Raw genomic sequence first — 19807 nt, forward strand, 5'->3', positions numbered from 1 at the left:
TTCACCAGTGGAAAGTGGAGGGAAGCTTTTGAGCACGCTCGTTATTGTGGAGTCGCCGGCCAAAGCAAAAACTATTGGCCAGTACCTGGGCCCCGAATATGAGGTTATGGCCTCGGTGGGGCATATCCGGGATCTTCCCCAACCATCAGAACTTCCGGAGTCGATGAAAAAGGGCCCGTACGGGAAATTCTCGGTGGACGTGGAAGGGGATTTCACTCCTTACTATGTGGTGGCGCCGGATAAAAAGAAAACGGTTGCTGAACTCAAAGAAGCACTGCAGGATTGCGACGAACTCCTACTCGCCACCGATGAGGATCGCGAAGGGGAAGCCATTGCCTGGCACTTGTATGAAGTGCTCCAGCCCGAAGTCCCTACCAAACGCATGGTTTTCCACGAAATCACGCAGGAAGCGATCAATCGCGCCCTGGAAAATCCGCGAGATTTGGATACCAAACTGGTAGATGCCCAAGAATCGCGGCGGATTTTGGACCGTTTGGTGGGTTACGAAGTCTCCCCGCTCCTGTGGCGTAAAGTTTCTGCCGGTCTTTCTGCCGGGCGCGTGCAATCCGTGACCACGCGGCTAGTGGTCGAACGCGAACGGGAACGCATGGCTTTCGTACCCGCCGGATATTGGGATGTAACGGCCACTTTCACCGCCGCGAAGGGCGAATTTGAGGCGAAACTACAGTCCGTAGATGAGGCGCGGATCGCCACCGGAAAAGATTTTGGCGACGACGGCGCTCTCACGCCCCGCGCCACCAAGGCCGGAGTGCGCGCCCTCGACGCGGAAGCTGCTGGTGCAATCGCGGAGGCGATTAGCGGCGGGCGTGCCACCATCACCTCGCTGGAAGAAAAACCGTATCGCCGCCGGCCTGCGGCGCCGTTTACGACGTCGAGCCTGCAGCAAGAAGCGGGACGTAAGTTGCGAATGTCCTCCCGGGAAACCATGCGCACCGCGCAGCGTCTCTACGAATCCGGGTACATCACGTATATGCGTACGGATTCTACGAACCTTTCCACGCAAGCGGTTTCGGCGGCGCGCAAGCAAGTCAAGGAACTGTACGGGCAAGATTATTTGCCGGAAAAACCGCGTATTTATGCTTCAAAACAGAAGGGCGCGCAGGAAGCACACGAAGCTATTCGCCCGGCCGGTGACCATTTCCGCACCCCTGAACAAGTACGCCGGGAACTGCGCGGGCAAGAATTTGCGCTTTATGAACTGATTTGGAAACGCACGGTAGCCTCGCAAATGGCAGACGCTACCGGGCACACCGATTCTTTGCGGATCGAAACCCCGCTGGGCGGGGCTGCCGGTGCACAAACCGCGGTTTTCGCCGCTTCTGGCACGGTGATTACCTTCCGCGGGTTCTTGGCTGCTTACGAAGAAGGTCGCGATAAAACACGGTACGACGACGGTAAAGAAACCCGCTTGCCCGAAGTCACGCAGGGTGAAGAGTTGGCCGTTTCGGAACCGCAACCTACCGGCCACGAAACTTTGCCGCCGCCGCGCTATACCGAAGCTTCCCTGGTGAAAAAGATGGAAGAGTTGGGGATTGGCCGGCCTTCTACCTATGCTTCTACGATTTCGACGATCACTGACCGGGGTTATGTGGAGCATCGCGGGCAAGCTTTGGTTCCCACCTGGACGGCTTTTGCGGTAATCCGTTTGCTGGAAGAAAACCTGCCGGAACTGGTGGATTATGATTTCACCGCCAAAATGGAAGAAGATTTGGATCTGATCGCGGCCGGGAAAGAAGACCGCGTGGATTATCTTTCCGCTTTTTGGCGCGGCGATGGGGAAAATAAGGGCCTGGAAGGCCGCGTGGAATCCCTGGGAGATATTGATGCGCGGGCGGTAAATACCACGCCGATTGGGGAAGGTATTAACCTGCGCAATGGCCGGTATGGTCCTTACCTGGAAGTGGAAGAAAGTGGCCAGCGGGCTTCGGTACCGCAAGGTATGGCTCCCGATGAGCTTACGGTAGAAGCCGCGCAGGAAATTTTGGAGAAGGCTGCGGCCGGGGATCGGGAACTGGGAATCGACCCGGAAACGAACCACGAAATTGTGGTGAAAACCGGGCGTTTCGGCCCCTATGTTTCGGAGATTATTCCGGAAGGGGAGGTGGCTTATACGCCTACCGGCCGGGTTTCGAAGAAGGCTCCCAAGCCGCGCACGGCTTCGCTACTGAAGAGTATGCAACCGGAAACGGTGACTTTGGAGCAGGCGCTGATGCTTTTGCGCCTCCCGCGGGAAGTTGGGAAAACTGCGGAAGGCGAACCGATTATGGCTACCAATGGCCGCTACGGGCCGTACATTAAGGCCGGTTCGGAGAGCCGTTCTTTGGAAAGCGAAGAACAGATTTTCTCCCTCACGGAAGAAGAAGCGCGGGCTTTGCTCGCCCAGCCCAAGCAGCGCCGCGGCCGGCAAGCTGCACCTCCGCTCAAAGAATTTGGGAACGATCCGGTAACGGGTAAACCCGTGGTCCTCAAAGACGGCCGGTTCGGCCCCTACGTAACGGATGGTTCCGTAAACGCTTCTTTGCGTAAGGAAGACAGCGTGGAGGATATAACCGCGGACCGTGCTTTCACTTTGTTGGTGGAGCGGCGCGAACGCATTGCCGCAACGAAGAAAACCCCGCGCGGCAAAGCCAAAAAGCCCGCCGCCAAGAAGACCACCGCGAAGAAGAGCACGGCTAAGAAGAGTACGGCTAAGAAGACTGCTACCACGAAGGCGGCTACGGCAAAAGCAAGTACCACCAAGGAAACGGCAGCTAAGAAGCCCGCTGCGAAGAAGAGTACGGCAACGAAGAGCACCGCGAAGAAGGCATAACTATGGGGCAGGGCATCTTTATTTCTTTTGAAGGTGGGGATGGCGCCGGGAAGACCACGCAGGCCGCACTGTTGGGCCAGTGGTTGGAAGCGGAAGGCTATAAAACGCTGGTGACCCGCGAACCGGGCGGTACCCCGCTGGGTAAAAGAGTGCGGCAGATGCTCTTGCATGGCGGGGAAGTGGCACCGCGGGCGGAAGCCTTGCTGTATGCGGCAGACCGCGCCCAACATGTGGCCACTCTGATCCGCCCGGCCCTAGCCGATGGCTCGATTGTGATCACGGATCGCTATATCGATTCTTCCATCGCCTACCAAGGGGCCGGCCGGGATCTTACCGGCATTCGCGAGATTTCCGAATGGGCTACCGGCGGGCTGTGGCCGGATATAACCGTGCTGTTGGATATGCCGGCAGATATTGGTTTGCGGCGCGCGAGCAAACATACCGGCGCAGACCGGATTGAAGCAGAAGGCTGCCAGTTCCACCAGGAAGTGCGCGATAAATTCTTGGAAATGGCGAAGGCCGAATCCGCCCGTTACCAGGTTGTGGATGCGGCTGGTACGCCCGAAGAAATCGCGCAAAAAGTACGTGAAGTGATCGCCCCCAAACTCGCCGGCTTGCGGCTTACTGGGACGCCAGGCCCCGCCGGTGCGGCGGGGCCGGCCGAGGCGCCGGCGGGCCTAGCAGGCATACCAGAAAGTGGCCAGCTGTGAGTGTGTGGCAAAGCTTGATCGGGCAAGCTGCGGCGGCGCGCGAACTGTATAAAGCCGCGTGGGCGGCCCGGCTTACCGACGCCGCGGCAGGTACGGCGTCGTACGCCACGCCCGCCGCGCCTACCGCTGGCCCCATCTCCACTAGCGCTGGCCCCACCTCCGCTACCGGAGGCTCCGCCACCGCAATTTCTAGCGCGGCGCCCGCCGCAACACCAACCCCGGCTTCCTCTGCCACCGCTGCGGTGCAGATTCCGGAGCAGGTGCGAGCCGCGTTCGGGGAGATTTCCCCGCAAGCTATGGCACAGGCCTGGCTGATTACCGGGCCACCTGGTTCGGGGCGTTCGCAAGCCGCCCGCGCTTTTGCTGCCGCCCTGCAATGTACCGGCGCCGCACCCGGATGCGGAACCTGCCGGGCTTGCCAAATGGTAATGGCCGGCACCCACCCGGACGTGGAATGGCTCTCCACCTCCGGCGTCACTATCACCGTGGAAGAAACCCGCAAACTGGTAGCTAGCTCGTACGACTATCCCACGGCGGGCCGGCGGCGCATTATCGTGATCGAAGACGCCGACCGCATGCTCGTACGCACCACCAATGTGATGCTCAAAGCCATCGAAGAACCGCCGCGCGATACGGTGTGGATCCTCATCGCGCCCTCACCGGAAGACATGCTTCCCACAATCCGTTCGCGCTGCCGCCACGTTTCCCTGGTGGTACCGCACGTGGAAGACGTTGCCCGCCTGCTTACCGAACGTTACGGTACCGACCCGGAAAGTGCGCTGCAGTATGCGCGCGCCGCCCAGTCGCATATCGGGCGCGCTACCGGGTTGGCTACCGACGCGAAAACCCGCACCAACCGGGAGCTTACTTTGCGGGGTGTGTTTTCTATGAAAACCGTGGGCGACGCCGTGCTCGCCGCCCAGCGTCTATATAACGACTACAAAGATTCTGCGGAAGAAAAACGGCGGGAAAACGAGCTTGCAGCGTACGCGAAAAAACATCCGGAAGATGAAGAAGCCCAAGTCAAAAATCCGTGGCTTACCGAACTGGAAAAACGCGAACGCAAAGAACTCAAACGCCAACTTGGTGTTACCCACAGCCGGGAACTGAAACCGGCACAACGCGGCATGTGGACGGACCTGTGCCGCTGGCAAAAACAGCGGCAAACCCGCACCACCCGGGACCGGCTCGATATGGCCCTCCTAGATCTGCTTTCCGTTTACCGGGACGTACTCACCGTGCAGGTGGGGGCCGGCGTGCCGCTCGTCAATGCCGATTTTTCTGCCCAGATCACCCAGATCGCGGCCAGCACCACGCCGATTTTGACCGTCAACCGGATGGACGCGCTCACGGAAGCCCGGCAAAGACTAAAAGCCAATGTGGCACCCCAGCTCGCCCTCGAAGCGGCCTACGTGACCTTGCGCCCGCCAAAATAGGAAATAGTACGGCAGCGCGGCGCGGGCGCCCGGTTGGCTGGGTAATGGCGGGAGGCTGGTGGTGGGCACCCGGTCGATCTGCTGGATGCGGTGAGAAGTTACGGGGCGCGAACGCTACCCGGGTGGTAAGGGCCGCGCGGAAACGTCCCTGTGGAAACGACGCTTTGTGGAGAACTACGCGGCGGGAACGAAAGTCTAATATCGTCTACGTATGAGGAAAAAAGCCGCCGCAGTAACCGCCCTTGTGGCCCTGGTTATGCCCCTCGCGCTCGCGGGTTGTGGCACGGGAGCCCTGTACGGGAAAGATAAGCAGGAAACGAGCGCTTCGGCGCCCGGCCCGCAAGCCGGAGCTGAATCGCCACAGATACCCGCCGGGCCGATCCCGGAAGGTCTCGAAGAGTTTTATAACCAGCCCGTGGAGTGGAAAGACTGCGGGCCTGCGGCACAGTGCACCGATATCCAAGTGCCGCTCGATTACGCCCAGCCGGAAGGTAAAACTATTACCGTGGCCATGAAGAAACGCGTGGCCTCCGGCAAGAAAATTGGCACTTTGTTCGTGAACCCGGGAGGTCCGGGTGGTTCCGGGATCGAAATGGTAGACGGGATCAACGCTTTCTTCTCGGATAAAGTATTGGCGGCGTACGACGTCGTGGGCTTCGACCCGCGCGGGGTGGGCAAATCTACCCCGGTAAAGTGCCTGAGCGATGCCGAACTAGACCGCGTACTTACCGCAAGCTACCCGGATGACGATCCGGAAACCCCGCAAAAACTTGACGCTGATCTGCAAACTCTCAGCAAGGGATGCGATGCGCAATCCGGGGAACTGCTACCTTATGTGGGCACTAACCAAGCCGCTCGCGATCTGGACGTGATGCGCGCGCTCACTGGCGAGGAGCAGCTCACTTACGTGGGGTACTCGTATGGTACTTTGCTCGGCACGCAGTATATGGAGTACTACCCGCAAAATGTGGGGCGGATGATTCTCGACGGCGCGGTGGATCCCAGTTTGGGTATTCAGGAAATGTCGGTGGAGCAAACCGCGGCATTTGAAACCGTCTTCCGGCGGTTCATGGCAGATTGTTTGACGCGAGAAGACTGCCCCTTCCACGGGACTGTGGATGAAGGCATCGCGCAAATGCAGGAACTTTTGGCCCGCGCGCAAACCCAACCCTATGAAGGTGAACCGGGCCGGCCAGTAAACGAAGGGCAAGTCATGACCGGGCTGGTCACTACCATGTATGACCCGGACTATTGGCCGATCGCGCGTACCGCTTTCGGCGCGATGCAAAAACACAATGACGCCTCCACTTTCCAGCTGATGAGCGATTTGACTGTTGGGCGTAAACCGGACGGCAGCTACGACAATTCTTCGGAAGCAAACTTTGCGATCAACTGCGCGGACTACCCGGCTGTTACCGAAGCAGAACTAGCCGCGGGAGTAGAGAAAGCTAAAGACTTCCCCATTCTGGGGGCCATGTACGTTGGTAGTGACTCGTGCAAATTCTGGTCTTACCATCCGGATGCTGTGCCCGGGCCTTTCACCGGGAAGGGAGCTCCGCCAGTTGTGGTAGTAGGAACCCGCTACGATCCGGCCACGCCTTATCAGTGGTCGGAAAACCTGGCGAAGGCCTTGGAATCGGCAGTGCTCGTAACCTATGAAGGGGATGGCCACACCGCCTATAACCCGGACAACCAGTGCATTGCCGCGCCGCTCGATAAGTATTTGCTCGAGGGCACCGTGCCCCAAGACGGCCTAACCTGCCCGGCGCAGTAATGGCGCGGTAAGCACAAAGCACAGTAAGTGCAGTAAGGCAGTGAAGTTCGTGCCGCCCGCGCGGAAGGTGTCCAGTGCGCGGGCGGCGGCTTCCCGCGTGGAGCCTTCCCGCCTGGAGTTGTGAATACCACTCCAAAATATTTGCGGGAAGGGTGAACCTATCGCTAAGGTTATACGCGTGCTTTCGTCTAACCAACGGTATCTAGCCAACAGGTAAACGAAGCAACAGGCCACCTTAGCTCAGTCGGCAGAGCGATTCACTCGTAATGAATAGGTCGAGAGTTCGATTCTCTCAGGTGGCTCCATTTTCTTTTTGATATGAGCGCGTTTGTTGTGAGCACGTTCTGTTACAACCGCTTATATCTACCCCGCTTTTGATATAACCCGCGTTGAAAATGGCGGATTTTGGGCGGTAATACTGCTGGGTCATTACCATGCGTGGGCGCCGGTTTTACCAGTTATGTTCTCGGTACCAGTTTTATCCTCAGGCATCGGCTGCGCGGTTGTGCGGAAGCCGGCAGGAACGTCCAGGTGTAGATCCGCAAGATAGCGCCGGCAATGCATGGGACGAAAGTTCTAAATGGGTGCGTACGGGCCCGTGCCTGAAATCTTGCAGTTTGAAAACCTCGCGCGAGGGGTCCGTCACACTTTTAGGATTGCGGTCTAGTGCTTTAGTCCGGGGTGAGGGCGCCGGAAAATCCTTGAGTATTCGCCAAACTTTGCATCGCTGAGAAGATGAATTGCAAGTTACTGTGCGCCAATTTGTGGCGCTAAAAAGGCAATTGTGAAAAATGTTCACAACCGCGATTGTTATGCTGAGGCAGCTGAATCATGCACAGTTTCGTCGGGAATGGATTCGCTACATGCTTACAAATCTCTCCACTGTTCTGCGGCGTCCTCAGCGTGGGCGCCTTAACCACCCTGGCAAGCGAGCTTCACAAAAATTATGTGCTGCCGGATTAGCGGTAGCCGTGGCCAGCATGGCGCTGGTACCAGCCGCGATACCGCAAGCCGTTGCGGGGGAGGAGAGTGCTAAAGCTTCCATAGTCAATATCTCTATGGGTACCGATAGCAGTGGGTAGGTTCAGGCGGTCAATGCATCATTTATTTATTCTGTTAGTTTCTCGTGTGGTGTCATGCCGTTGAGGACGACACGGGGTCGGTTGTTGATTTCGTCCTGTGCTTGTTGGACTTCTTCGTCGGTGATGCAGGTGAAGACGGTTCCTTTGGGGAAGTGCTCACGGATGAAGCGGTTGTAGCGTTCGTTTGATCTGCGTTTCCATGGTGAATTCGGGTGAGCGAGGTACGCCTTGACTCTGGAGTCGATCTCGAAGTCATGAACTTCAGCCATTTACGCTCCTTGATCCCAGGTCAAGGTAACCATTTTCGCTGGCAGGTCTTTGATCATCACCTTCAACGCTTCGATCACGGTAGGTGAATCGCGACGGGCGGGAAGCCGGTAGATTAAACCGATGCTGCATTCACCCCGCGAACCTACCCACGGCGGCCTACGAGATGCAACGCGAACAAGACCGCTACCCGGCGTTCAAAATCCCGATGATGCTGGTACCCACGTCGATCGATAACAATCTGCCCGGCGCTGAATAGGTTTATCTTTACGAAGACGGCGTGACGCTCAGCCAGCTGGCACGCGACACGAAGAAGATGATCAGCTCGTTTGAATCCGGACGCCAACTCTATCTTGTGGTCCGTAACGAGAACGCGTCAGAGTATTACAACGCGAACGTCATGGGCAACTTTTTCGAACAGGAAGGCAATCAGCTGTTTGATGTGCGTTCGGTTGTGCTTGGGCACGCCCAGCAAGGCGGGAACCCTTCACCGTTCGATCGCACGCTAGCGGTGCGGCTCGTGGACGCGGCGATGACGAAACTTCAGGAGCTTCTTGACGCCGGCCGGCACGTGTCCTACCACGTGGGCATGATCGACGGCGAAATCGAAGCGCGGCCAATCGCGCACATGAACGAACTGATCGACATTGACGACCGCCTGCCCTACGACCCGTGGTATCTACCGCTGAAAGACATCGTCTACGTCGTCTCCGATTCAGCGGCTGATCTCGACTTGCGCCAGCTGCACCTCGTGGTGGACGACTAGCCGGCTACACCGGCAAAGTGTTTCCCCAGCTTCCAAGCACAAACAGGAGCGCCGCGAAAACGAGGGCGATCCCGGCGTCGTTAATCTTCGAGAACGCACGCGTGGGATGGCTCCCGTCGGCAAGATTGCCCGAGCACCGGCGTAGGCGATAAGGGAGCCGCCCAGCACGTAGGCCGCGGTTTTCACGTCGACAGCAAACGCAAGCGCGACAATGATGCCCAACCACAGCAGACCGAGCGCGTAGACGCCCGCTGGCGGGAACTTGTTCGGTGTACGCGAATCTGAAACTACCGGGTCCCCGCTCATCAGTGCGCGAAATGTCTGGTGTGCGTGAGGTACATGGTCATGCCGGCCTCCTGTGCGAGGGCGATAACCTCGCCGTCGCGGATCGACCCGCCTGGTTGCACCACAGCTCGCACGCCATAGTCAGCCAGCACTTTCACCCCGTCTGGGAATGGGAAGAACGCATCCGATGCTGCCACGCTTCCCCGAGCACGCTCGTGGTCGGTGAGAGTGTTCGCGCGCATGGCAGCAAGTAGGCAGGCGTCCACACGGCTTACTTGCCCCATCCCGATACCGACTGTTGCGCCGCCGTCGGCAAGCAAGATCGCGTTCGACTTCACGCACCGCACTGCCCGCCAGGCAAACTCGAGGTCAGCTCGCATAGCAGGATCAGCGGGTTGGCCGGCCACGAGCTCCCAGTCGTCCAGGTTCGCGTACGCCATGTCGCGTTCCTGGATGAGCGCGCCGCCGCTAATCGGCACGACGCCGTACCGCTCATAATTCGAGCCCGTCTGAACGATCCGCAGATTCTTCTTCGTGCGCAAGATCGCGAGCGCGTCGTCGTCAAAACTTGGTGCGACAATCACTTCGGTGAAGATGGGCGCGAGCTGCTCGGCCAGTGCTGCTGTGACGGGGCGGTTCGCGGCGACGACGCCGCCGTAGGCCGACACAGGATCGCAGGCGTGGGCGCGCTCGTGTGCCTCGCGAACGTCAGCACCGATCGCAACTCCGCACGGGTTTGCGTGTTTGACGATGGCGACGGCGGGCTGCTCGTGGTCGAAGACCGCGTCGACAGCTGCCTGCGTGTCCTGATAATTGTTGAAACTCATGGCTTTACCGCCCAACAGTTGGGCGTGCGCGAGCCCGACCCCGGAGGCGTTCCGATACAACGCTGCCGGCTGATGCGGGTTTTCGCCATAGCGCAGGTCGGTTTCTTTGTGCCATGTGGTTGTAAGCGTCTGAGGAAGCGCGCATTCGTCGCCACCGGCTGCTTCACTATCGGCCACGTCTGGGTCTGCGAACCAGCGAGCGATCTGCTCGTCGTAGCTGGCCGTGAGCGCGAATGCTGCAGCGGCCAATTCGGCACGCAGGCCATCGCTGACCGTGCCGGACGCTTCCAGCTCCGCTGCCACTTGATCGTATTGACGAGGATCAGTGACGACGGCGACGTCGCGATAATTCTTCGCCGCCCCGCGAATGAGCGCCGGCCCGCCGATGTCAATCTGTTCAATACACTCGGCGTGGCTTGCCCCGCTCGCCACTGCCCCGGCGAACGGATACAGGTTGACGACGATGATATCGATCGGCTCAATACCAAGTTCGGTCATCTGCTCGCCGTGCACGTCACGCCGAGCGAGGATCCCGCCGTGAATGTGCGGATGCAAAGTCTTGACCCGTCCGTCGAAAGACTCCGGAAATCCCGTCACGTCTTCCACGAGCGTCACGTCGAATCCTGCAGATTCGATCACGCCAGCCGTTGAGCCGGTCGAGACGAGCTCGTACCCCGCGCCGGCTAACACCCGGGCGAACTCGGTGATGCCCGTCTTGTCGAATACCGAAATTAGCGCACGTTTCGCCACAATAACCTCCAACGATCACTGCGCCCAGTCTATGCCCTCGCCACCAACACAACTGCGAGGCTAGTCCTCGGCAATCGCATCCAACACGTCCAGTTTGGCGGCCTTGCGGGCCGGCAAGAACGCGGCCAGCGCGCCCACGATCAGAGCAACCACGATCACTACTCCGATCGCCTGCCACGGAATGACGTAGGTGGTGGCGACGTCGTCGGCCATAAACCGGGTGAGCCCAAGCCCTAGCGCCGTGCCGAACACGACCCCGACCAAAGTGCCAAGCAAGGTAATAATCACCGATTCTTGTAACACCATGCGCCGCACGCCCGAACGCTGCATGCCAACGGCGCGGAGCAGCCCGATTTCGCGTGTGCGATCCACCACCGACAGCGTGAGCGTATTGACGACGCCGATCACGGCGATCACCACCGACAGCGCAAGAAGCGCATACAACATGGTGAGCAGCATAGTGACCTGGCCGCCGGCAATATTCTTCATATCGCCCCGATCTGAGACAAGCCACACGTACTGGTCTTTCACCAGATCGTTAATCTCAGCTTTGATAGCTGAAACGTCAGCGCCGTCTTCGACGAACACGGCAATGAGCGGATTATGTGACTGGGCAGGCTGCAGATCTTGTGCAAGGCGCGCAGGCAACACGATCTGTGGCTGGCCGAAAGTGAGCGTGCCGGTTTCGATAATGGCACCCACTTTCACGACGACCATCCCATCTGGAGAGGTCAGCGCGATGTCGTCACCGACGCCGACGCCGATGCTCGCGGCCGTGTTATCGAACACCGCAGCTTGACCGGATTCCAACACGTCCGGTTCGCCCTCCACGAACTTCATACCCAATGACCCGATGGCCTTGGCCGACGACGCGCCCGCCATCACCGTCGCGGTACTTGGCTCCTGTGCGCTGACCGGGCTAGCTACGGCCCATCCGTTCGTCATCGACGCATCCACGGTTGCCACACCGGGGATCTTCTCGAATTCTTTCGCGATCTCCGGACCGTTTTGCACCTGCATGTGTGTGGTCACCAAAATGTCAGCAGAAATCTCCGTGTCGACGTTCTCGAAGATCGTCTTTTCTAGCGAGGCAGCCACCGAACTTCCCGCACACACGAGAGCCACGCCGATCGCGAGCGCCACCGACGTCGTGGCTGTCTTGCGCGGACTGGCAGTGAGCGAACGCGAAGCCAGAACACCAGTTGCCGGTGCGATCCTGCGAGCAATCCAGCCTGCCGCACCCGCAATCGGGTGGACGAGCGCAGGCATAACACCGATGATTCCGACAAACATAGCCGCCACACCCGGACCAAACAGCGCCGCTGTTCCGTTGACCGCACCGATGACCATGGCCACGGTGCCAGCCACGAGTAGGACGGCCGAGATTATCGTCCGCGTGGCAAGCGGTTTTTCTTTTTGTCCGCTACCTTCGCGCATCGCTTCAATTGCGGGCGTGAGCGCGGCACGCCGCGAAGGAAGCAGCGTTGCAAGCAAAGTGACAACAGTGCCAGCGATAATCGAGATGATGGCAGTTTTGCCGGTGACGAGCACCGAGCCACCCAGGGGCATGCCGACCGATTCCAGCCCGGATTTGATGAGTAGTAACAGACCTTGCCCGACAACCGCACCGATGATCGATCCGATGAGGCCAATGAGCAACGCCTGTAACATGACCGCCTGGAACACTTGCCTTGGCGAGGCACCGATCGCACGGAGCAACGCGAACTGGCGTTGGCGTTGACGCACTGAAATCGTGAACGTGTTCGTGATGATGAACGTGGAAATCGTAATCGCGATCACCACAAACACCAGCAAGAAAGTGTTGACCATGTCCAAGATTTCACCGACCGCCTCGTCGGTATCTGCCCGCGTCTGCTCTACGGTTTGGACGACGTAGTCGGCGGGTAGTTGGGCGGCGAGCCGGTCCTTGACAACCTCCCTTGTTTCCCCATCCTCAATCTTCACCGCGACCTCGGAAAACTCCTCGCCTATCCGGGCGACGAGATCGGCGTCGTCCATCAAGATCACGGAGGCGCCAGCCATCGGGGTGCCGTATTCGATAATGCCGACGACTTTTACCGCTGTCGGTTCGTCAATGACGAGGTGAACCTGGTCGCCCACTTCAATGCCTGCTCGCGTTGCGGCGGAACGTTCAATAATAATCTCGCCGGATGTTGGGGCGCGCCCGTCCACAATTAGGGCGTCGTCCGTGTCTGGCTGATACGAGTATCCCAGCCCGGGTGCCCCCGGTATGTTCGCCTGGTTCCCGTCGTCGTCATAAATGTAGGCCATCGTCTGACGCACCGGATAGGCCACTCGCACCCCATCAACGCCCGTGATCGTCTCCAGATCAGCGGAGGTTAGGTTGCCGTGAATCGGCATTGGATCGGTTGCGATCTGCGGGCCAGACACGTAGACGTCGTCGCGGAATGTAGACGTCGTCAAGTTAGAAAACGACGCCGATAGCAAGTCGCGTAACGAGAGCGTGCCGCAGAGGAATGCCACGCCGATCGTCACGGCGATGACGGACATGAGGAACCTGCCGACATGCTCCTTCGCATCACGAAGGGTAACTTTCCACACGTCTTATTCGCCTTCCTTCAACGCGTCCAAGATCTGTTCCTTCGTGGGGTTCACAATCTCGCCAGAGATCTGGCCATCGGCAAGAAAAATCACGCGATCAGCGATCGCCGCGGATTCAGGTTCGTGGGTGACCATGATGACCGTCTGCCCGTCTTCATCAACCGAGCGGCGCAAGAACTCGAGCACCTGCTGGGTAGCCGTCGAGTCGAGGTTTCCGGTGGGTTCGTCGGCGAGCACGACGGCAGGCTTGCCTACCATCGCCCTCGCGCAGGCTACGCGCTGCTGCTGACCACCCGACAGCTCGGAGGGCCGGTGGGTGAGCCGATCTTCAATTCCTAGAGAGCGCACGACGTGGTCGAAAGCTGCTTGGTCTACTTTGCGCCCGGCGATCGTTGCCGGCAGTTCGATGTTTTCCCGCGCGTTAAGAGTGGGAACCAAGTTGAACGACTGGAAGATGAATCCCACTTCGTCGCGCCGAAGTGCGGTGAGCCCCTTTTCGTTCAGATCCGTGACCCGCTTGCCTGCAAGATCAACGGTTCCCGAGGTGGCCTCTTCGAGGCCGACCACACAGTGCATGAGCGTCGATTTTCCAGAGCCAGATGGTCCCATAACAGCGGTGAGCTGGCCTTGAGCAAAATCGACGTCGACCCCGCGTAGCGCACGGACCTGCGCCTGCCCGGTGCCGAATGTTTTCGTCAAGCCGCGAACGCTAATAATTGGGTTGGTGATGGGGGAGACCTCAGTTATCGCCGCAGTTGAAAGCATGAATAGCTCCAATGATGTAGCCAATGTGTGTTTTTAAGGTTACAGTTGGTTGGTTCAGGCGGTCAATACGTCATTTATTTATTCTGCTAGTTTCTCAGGTGGTGTCATGCCGTTGAGGATGGCACGGGGTCGGTTGTTGATTTCGTCTTGTGCTTGTTGGACTTCTTCGTCGGGAAGCCGGTAGATCAAACCGATGTTGCATTCACCCCGCGAACCTACTGCAGCAAACCCTAAATCCTTAATCATTAGCTCCGCGCTTGGTGCCGGGCCCAGCCAAACCCGCCCATCCGGCAAACTGTTCACCTGCCGTTTACCGAAATATTGCCGACTCTCCTCCTTGCGTTGCTAAATTAAAAGAAAAGGTTCGGCAACGGTAACGATGAGCTAAGGGAGACTGTGGCCTCTACTCCGCGATATATTGACTCGTTCTCGGGCCGCGATCACGGACTGAACAAGTGCCCGCGATGTGGTTCGGCTGAGGTCAAGGTCGACGCCGGCACGTTCACCTGCGCATACTGCAAGAACGCGTGGACCACCCGAACGGTCGCCGAACACTCATCCACCGACGTGCGGGAACTTACCGGCATGCACATCGGGCTGGGCGCCTCCGATATTGACAAGCACGCTTCCGACCTCGTTACGGTTAAATGCCAAGGCTGCGGCGGCGAGATCGTGCTCCACACCGACAATACTCTGCAAGCCCAATGTCACTGGTGCCGCCAAACCCTGTCGATTAACCGGCAGATCCCCAACGGCATCGTGCCCGACCTCATCCTGCCCTTCCAAGTCAGCCGCAAAGATGCAATCAAGTCGATGAAACGCCACCTGCGCAGCGGTGGCATCTGGGTCGATGGGCGTTTTCGCCGCCAATTCAACAAGGACGCCGTGCGGGCAGTGTACTTGCCGTATGTCGTGGTTGATGCGAATGCAACGATCACGCTCGAAGGACGCGGGGAACGTCAGCAAGGACGCGGGATGGAAGGGTCGCGGAGGTCATACGACGTCGATAGCTATCAGGTTGGGAGAAAGTTCAACATCGCAGTCGACGATCTGGCTGTCGAATCGTCTGCCGACTACAGCGTGTACTCAGAGGGCTACCACGAAAAGCGCCCGAGCCGGTTCAACATCCTGGCCACGTCTTTTAAGACGCTCGCCGCAGCCGTAGGCGTGGGAGCCAAGGGCGCCGTCAATATTCTCAACACGCTCCAACCGTTCGATACCGAGAACGCCGTCGCTTTCGACGCGAACCTCATGCGCGGCTACACGTCCGAACGGCGCACGCGCGACGTCGACGACCTCACCGACGTCGTCCTCTGGCAAGTCAGCACCATCGGCCGCCAGCGCATCCGTCCAACCCTCGCAAACTACGACCGGGGTGTAAGTTGGGACAAGCAGCACATCGACCTCGTGGGCTCGCGCTGGTTCGCCATCTACCTGCCCGTATGGGTCTATAGCGCGCGGTTCGCCAGCTCGAAGAAAGAGCCGGAGTTGGACTACCACGTGGCCGTCAACGGACGGACCGGCAAGGTCAACGGCTCGCTGCCGGTGTCCTATCGGACCCTCATGGCGTTCAGCGGCGGCCTCACGCTGCTCGCTTTCCTGCTCGGCCTGTTCCTCACCTACCTCGGATTCTTCCGCATGCCAGGCGAAACAAAGATCCTCGGCCTGGCCGCACTGTTGTTCACGCTAGCCGCACCGCTGCTCACCATGCTGACCTCGATCACGTGGGTGTATCGGCGGACCGTGAAACTCGAAGACACACACCCATTCGAAGACGAGGCCAACGCCCAGCTGTGGGACGTCACGCACCTCGACGAATTCGACTACAACGATCCGGACGTGTGGGAAAGCAAGATCAAAGATCGCAACGACCACCAACCCCGCATGCGTATCGAAGGCACAACAATCACCAGGCACACTCCCACATGACCCATCGTGTGTGAGCCCACGAAGGCGCTAGTCGCGAACCGACAACAGAACCTCAACCAGAATTTCAACCACTACCGACACCACGAAGAGGAAAGCACATGGGATTCATCAAAGCATTCGCCGGTGCGATTGGCGGCGCGTTCGCCGACCAGTGGCTCGACTTCCTCACCCTTCCCGCCGATCTTCTGCCGACGGCGGCGCTCGCCCCGGCCGTCATGCAGGAGCAGAACGCGGGGCGTGGCTCGAACACGCGGCACTCACGCGCGATCGTGAGTAACGGCTCGCGCGTAGTGGTCCCACAGGGCTACGGCCTGGTCACGCTTATCGACGGGCGGATCACTAGCTTCATCGCCGAGCCCGGCGGATACGTGTGGAATCCCGGCGACCAAAACGCGAAGACGCTATTCGTTGACGGCCTGATCTCACCCACGCTGACGACGTCGTGGCAGCGCTTCAAGTTCGGCGGCCAGCCCGGCGCACAGCACGTGGCAATCTTCGTGAACCTCAAGGAAATCACCGGGAATCGGTTTGGTACCCAGTCGCAGATCCATTGGGACGACGCCTTCCTAGGCACGCAAGTAGGCGCGGTGGCACGCGGCACGTATACGCTGCGCATCTCCGACCCATTCCTGTTCATCACAAACCTTGTGCCGGCCACCTACCTGCAGCCCGACGCGCCGGTTTTCGATTTCACCGATTCCGACAACCCGGTGGGCGAGCAGCTCTTCACCGAGCTGGTCGGTTCCTTGGCCGCTGCTTTCTCGCGCTACTCCAACGATTCAGAACGTGCCGGGCGGATCGCGAACCTGCAGGCTGACTCTGTTGGATTTGCCCGTTCGTTGTCTGCCGCGGTTGAGGAGAACTACCACTGGACGAGCCGGTTTGGCCTTATCATCCCGTCGGTCGCGATCGCTGCTATTGAGTACGACGCCGACACGACCAAGCTACTGTCCGACGTGCGCAAGGCCGACGCTCTAGCCGGTCAACGTGGCAATGCATTCTTGCAACAGTCTGCGGCTCGGGGCGTGCAGGCCGCCGGCGAGGCCGGCGGCGGCGGGTTGGCCATGTTTGGCATGGGCGCCGGAATGGCAGGCGGGCTCGCGGCGTTGCAACAGCCCGTTGGCGGCGCTGGTGCAGCTGGTACGGCTGCTGCTGCGGCCGGTCACTCTGGTGCCGGCGCTGGTGCAGGTGGCACTGCAGGCGGCGGTGCGGGCGGCACTGCTGGTGGTACTGCGGACGGCGAAGCAACCGATCCTGTGGCCGCTTTGACCCAGGCTAAGAAGATGCTCGAGATGGAGCTCATCACCGAAGCCGACTACGAGGCCCTCAAGAAGAGGATGCTCGGGCTCTAACGCGCTGGCGCGGCGCGGGCCGCCCGGAAAGCGTGGAGGTAAGAGCACCCATGCACAAAGCGGCACCAACACAAGCAAGGTGGAGGGTAGGTTCAGGCGGTCAATGCGCTATTCATTTATTTGGGCTTTGACCTGCGTAAACGCCGCTGTGCGAGCGCTCATAAGCGAGCACCCGCACAGCGATTCTGCTGGCGCATTATCGGATGCCGCCGCCTGAGCCGCCGCCGGACGAGCCGCTTCCGCCGCCAACCGACGACGATCCGCCGCGGCCCGACGAGGAACTACTACTCGAGCTGGAGCTGCTGGTGGTGGCGTCGGTGTAGACGCTGTCCATCCTGTTGGAGAAGTAGGTTCCTGTGGCGACGGCAGTGGGCGAGATGCTGGTTTGTTGCGCGTATGCGGGGTCCGTGATGTTGAACTGTTTGGCGACTTCTTCGGCGATGCCGAGGTAGCCTGCCCAGATCATGTATGCGTCCCATAGGAGCACGTTTGAGGCTGTACGCTCGTTGAGGAGCGAGAAGTCGCGCAAATAGTTTTTGAAGCCGTCGATTTTGTTGCGCATGTCTTTTCCAGCTTGTGTGAGCGGGAATTCCTTTTTGTGTAATTGATGAAGAATACTCGTTCTTTTTTCTCGACGACCGTGCACAGTCCGAGTTCGATCTGGCGTTGGCGGGAATAATTGAATGCCGCGGTTTGCCATTTGGAGACTTCGGAGGTGTTCTTACGAGTGAATTTTTCGATTTCTTTGCGTTGTAAGATGCCGTCGTCGCGCGCGGCTCGGACGATGAAGTCCCAGTATGTGGCTTCGACGTCGGAATGCAGTTGGGGCATGTGCACGATGGCGAAGGCTGCTTCTTCGCGTTTGAACACCCATCCTGCTTCGTGTTGCACTTCGCGAAGTGCGCCTTCGTGAATCCACTTGAGTAATAGTGCGGTGGCGAGGTCTGGTAGCGCATAGCCGCGCAGGGTATAGATGTCTGTGATCGGGCCGTTGTAAGGGACTTCTCGCCAATACTCGCTTTCGGCTCTGGGGGTTCTTGGCCCACTGTGAACATACTCTGCCGACTTTGAGCGTTTCGGCCGAATCGCGCGCAAAAACGCCACCAAGAAGGCCCTGCCCACATAGCCGAGGATCCCGAAGATTGCAACCGCTCCAATCACTGTGATGGCCTTGGAAAAGAGGTCGTTGGTATCCCCATTAAGAGGGTTTGAGTCTTCCCAATCGGAGCCCTCTTTCGCGCGCTTTATTAATGACTCGGTGTCTTCGGGCCGATTGACGTTGGATGTGAAGAGAGGTTCGGGGAAGATGGCGAGCATCGTCATGTGGTTGTTGGATGTGATCGGCTTGGATGTGGCTAACCGTAGCGAGTTGGTAGTGATTACCGATTCGCCTTCGTATCCGAATCCCCATATTCGCGTGTTTTCGTGCGTATGCGTGACTCCCACGGTGTTGCGCAGCGAGATACTGACGAATTTTGTATCGGTCATGTTTCGCGGCAGGAACTGCCAGAAGACTGTTTGGGCGCCGTCGGAGAGCGTGTAGACGAAGTTGGTGACGGTGTACGTCATAACAGCTGTGTGGCGGCCGTATTCTCCGAAGCCGAAGCTTAGTTCGTAACCGTCACCCGTGTCGACGACGCCGGACTTGCCTGCCTTTTCTCGACGGCTTGCGTTCACGTCCCAGTCACCGATGTCGGTGAGTGGCTGGCCGTCGAGCACGACGGAGAAGCTGTGGACGTCAGAGTCACGCAGGTTGCCGAACGATATGTAGTGCTCGGTACCTTCCGTGGCTTCGAACGTGCGCGTGTCGGTAATGATGGCTGAGCCGTCTGCTTGGATTTCGGCGTCGATGTCGATCGTGTAGATCTCGGACGCTCCTGCTACGGGAGCGGTTGTGATGATGAGGAACGCGGCTACGAGGGCCGCCCACAGTGCTCTCATAACCAGGACACTGCTCTCAAGACCAGGTGGGCATTTCGGCTTTGCCGGGCTGGTTTGCGAAGTATTCTTCGCGGCGGAAGCCGAACAGTGCTCCGACGATCATGGATGGGAACTGTGACCGGTAGCGGTTAAGCTTGGTGACCGTGTCGTTGTACATCATGCGCGAGTAGCGGACGTTGTCTTCATACTTTTGCACCGCGCTCATAGCCGAGGAGTAGGTTTCTGACGCGCGTAGCTCCGGGTAGTTTTCGGCGAGCGCGTTTTCTTCATCGAGAGCTGTATCGAGCATCTCTTGAAGCGTTTCACGATATCGGTCGACACCCCCGAAACTTTCAATTTTCAACTCATCACGTGTCAATGCCCGGTACGAGCATAGGGAGATTAGTAACAGAAGTGGGAGAGCGTTGGGTCTCCGTGGCCTGGGCTGGATTAAATAGACCATGCGATTTGAGCGTGTCTTCCGTGACAGCCCCTGTTGGGCAGGAAGACTGGTAATCATGAAGAAATTCT

At 58.9% G+C, this 19807-nt stretch carries 14 protein-coding genes, 1 tRNA gene and 1 pseudogene; 8 read left to right on the forward strand and 8 right to left on the reverse strand.

Annotation, left to right across the window (positions count from 1 at the left end):
- Positions 1-28: 28 nt before the first annotated feature.
- From topA to BLT47_RS05665, 5 genes are all read left to right on the forward strand, one after another.
- Complete coding sequence (gene topA, locus BLT47_RS05645) at positions 29-2830, forward strand: type I DNA topoisomerase (protein WP_074662614.1); 2802 nt, start codon at positions 29-31, stop codon at positions 2828-2830.
- A 2-nt stretch (positions 2831-2832) separates the two neighbouring features.
- Positions 2833-3540, forward strand: a complete 708-nt coding sequence (gene tmk, locus BLT47_RS05650) for a dTMP kinase (RefSeq protein ID WP_083330097.1) — start codon at positions 2833-2835, stop codon at positions 3538-3540.
- Positions 3537-4976: a DNA polymerase III subunit delta' gene (locus BLT47_RS05655; RefSeq protein ID WP_256332545.1), complete on the forward strand. Its 1440-nt coding sequence runs from the start codon at positions 3537-3539 to the stop codon at positions 4974-4976. The genes tmk and BLT47_RS05655 overlap by 4 nt, the downstream gene beginning before the upstream one ends.
- Positions 4977-5187: 211 nt before the next feature.
- Positions 5188-6750: an alpha/beta hydrolase gene (locus BLT47_RS05660; protein WP_049618911.1), complete on the forward strand. Its 1563-nt coding sequence runs from the start codon at positions 5188-5190 to the stop codon at positions 6748-6750.
- 229 nt (positions 6751-6979) lie between these two features.
- Positions 6980-7055 (forward strand) — tRNA-Thr (locus BLT47_RS05665).
- A gap of 803 nt (positions 7056-7858) precedes the next feature.
- On the opposite strand, the gene BLT47_RS05670 is transcribed toward BLT47_RS05665, so the two are convergent.
- Complete coding sequence (locus BLT47_RS05670; RefSeq protein WP_065415031.1) at positions 7859-8101, reverse strand: IS30 family transposase; 243 nt, start codon at positions 8099-8101, stop codon at positions 7859-7861.
- A 269-nt stretch (positions 8102-8370) separates the two neighbouring features.
- Between BLT47_RS05670 and BLT47_RS05675 the strand changes: the two are divergent.
- Positions 8371-8865: pseudogene (locus tag BLT47_RS05675) on the forward strand (6-phosphofructokinase); the annotation flags it as partial.
- Between the two features lie 305 nt (positions 8866-9170).
- On the opposite strand, the gene purH reads toward BLT47_RS05675, so the two are convergent.
- From purH to BLT47_RS05695, 4 genes are read right to left on the reverse strand one after another with little or no spacing between them, the layout of a single operon-like run.
- The gene (purH, locus tag BLT47_RS05680) at positions 9171-10739 is read right to left on the reverse strand and encodes a bifunctional phosphoribosylaminoimidazolecarboxamide formyltransferase/IMP cyclohydrolase (RefSeq protein WP_074662623.1); all 1569 of its coding nucleotides are present in this window, start codon (positions 10737-10739) and stop codon (positions 9171-9173) included.
- A 48-nt stretch (positions 10740-10787) separates the two neighbouring features.
- A complete protein-coding gene (locus BLT47_RS05685) occupies positions 10788-13310 on the reverse strand; it encodes an ABC transporter permease (protein WP_143021787.1) in 2523 nt (840 codons plus the stop codon).
- A 3-nt stretch (positions 13311-13313) separates the two neighbouring features.
- Positions 13314-14099, reverse strand: a complete 786-nt coding sequence (locus tag BLT47_RS05690; protein WP_256332546.1) for an ABC transporter ATP-binding protein — start codon at positions 14097-14099, stop codon at positions 13314-13316.
- A gap of 54 nt (positions 14100-14153) precedes the next feature.
- A complete protein-coding gene (locus tag BLT47_RS05695) occupies positions 14154-14378 on the reverse strand; it encodes a hypothetical protein (RefSeq protein WP_074662633.1) in 225 nt (74 codons plus the stop codon).
- A 93-nt stretch (positions 14379-14471) separates the two neighbouring features.
- On the opposite strand from BLT47_RS05695, the gene BLT47_RS05700 reads away from it, so the two are divergent.
- Both BLT47_RS05700 and BLT47_RS05705 read left to right on the forward strand, forming a co-directional pair.
- Complete coding sequence (locus BLT47_RS05700; RefSeq protein ID WP_074662636.1) at positions 14472-16004, forward strand: TFIIB-type zinc ribbon-containing protein; 1533 nt, start codon at positions 14472-14474, stop codon at positions 16002-16004.
- Positions 16005-16102: 98 nt separating this feature from the next.
- Positions 16103-17356 (forward strand): SPFH domain-containing protein, encoded by a 1254-nt coding sequence (locus BLT47_RS05705; protein ID WP_065419396.1) that lies wholly within the window; start codon positions 16103-16105, stop codon positions 17354-17356.
- Positions 17357-17552: 196 nt separating this feature from the next.
- Here BLT47_RS05705 and BLT47_RS05710 read toward each other — a convergent pair whose 3' ends face one another.
- From BLT47_RS05710 to BLT47_RS09555, 3 genes are read right to left on the reverse strand one after another with little or no spacing between them, the layout of a single operon-like run.
- On the reverse strand, positions 17553-17918 hold the full coding sequence (locus tag BLT47_RS05710) for a DUF2207 family protein (RefSeq protein ID WP_074662639.1): 366 nt from the start codon (positions 17916-17918) through the stop codon (positions 17553-17555).
- Complete coding sequence (locus tag BLT47_RS05715) at positions 17819-19297, reverse strand: DUF2207 domain-containing protein (protein WP_074662642.1); 1479 nt, start codon at positions 19295-19297, stop codon at positions 17819-17821. The genes BLT47_RS05710 and BLT47_RS05715 overlap by 100 nt, the downstream gene beginning before the upstream one ends.
- 16 nt (positions 19298-19313) lie before the next feature.
- Positions 19314-19796: a LemA family protein gene (locus BLT47_RS09555; protein WP_083330099.1), complete on the reverse strand. Its 483-nt coding sequence runs from the start codon at positions 19794-19796 to the stop codon at positions 19314-19316.
- Positions 19797-19807: the final 11 nt, after the last annotated feature.

Source organism: Actinobaculum suis, assembly GCF_900102025.1.
Classification (GTDB): domain Bacteria; phylum Actinomycetota; class Actinomycetes; order Actinomycetales; family Actinomycetaceae; genus Actinobaculum; species Actinobaculum suis.

What these genes read in the sequence shown, in the direction of transcription:
- BLT47_RS05670 (WP_065415031.1), bottom strand. Translation starts at nt 8,101, where the DNA reads ATGGCTGAAGTTCATGACTTCGAGATCGACTCCAGAGTCAAGGCGTAC.
- tmk (WP_083330097.1), top strand. Translation starts at nt 2,833, where the DNA reads ATGGGGCAGGGCATCTTTATTTCTTTTGAAGGTGGGGATGGCGCCGGG.
- BLT47_RS05705 (WP_065419396.1), top strand. Translation starts at nt 16,103, where the DNA reads ATGGGATTCATCAAAGCATTCGCCGGTGCGATTGGCGGCGCGTTCGCC.
- BLT47_RS09555 (WP_083330099.1), bottom strand. Translation starts at nt 19,796, where the DNA reads ATGATTACCAGTCTTCCTGCCCAACAGGGGCTGTCACGGAAGACACGC.
- BLT47_RS05710 (WP_074662639.1), bottom strand. Translation starts at nt 17,918, where the DNA reads ATGCGCAACAAAATCGACGGCTTCAAAAACTATTTGCGCGACTTCTCG.
- BLT47_RS05660 (WP_049618911.1), top strand. Translation starts at nt 5,188, where the DNA reads ATGAGGAAAAAAGCCGCCGCAGTAACCGCCCTTGTGGCCCTGGTTATG.
- BLT47_RS05715 (WP_074662642.1), bottom strand. Translation starts at nt 19,297, where the DNA reads ATGAGAGCACTGTGGGCGGCCCTCGTAGCCGCGTTCCTCATCATCACA.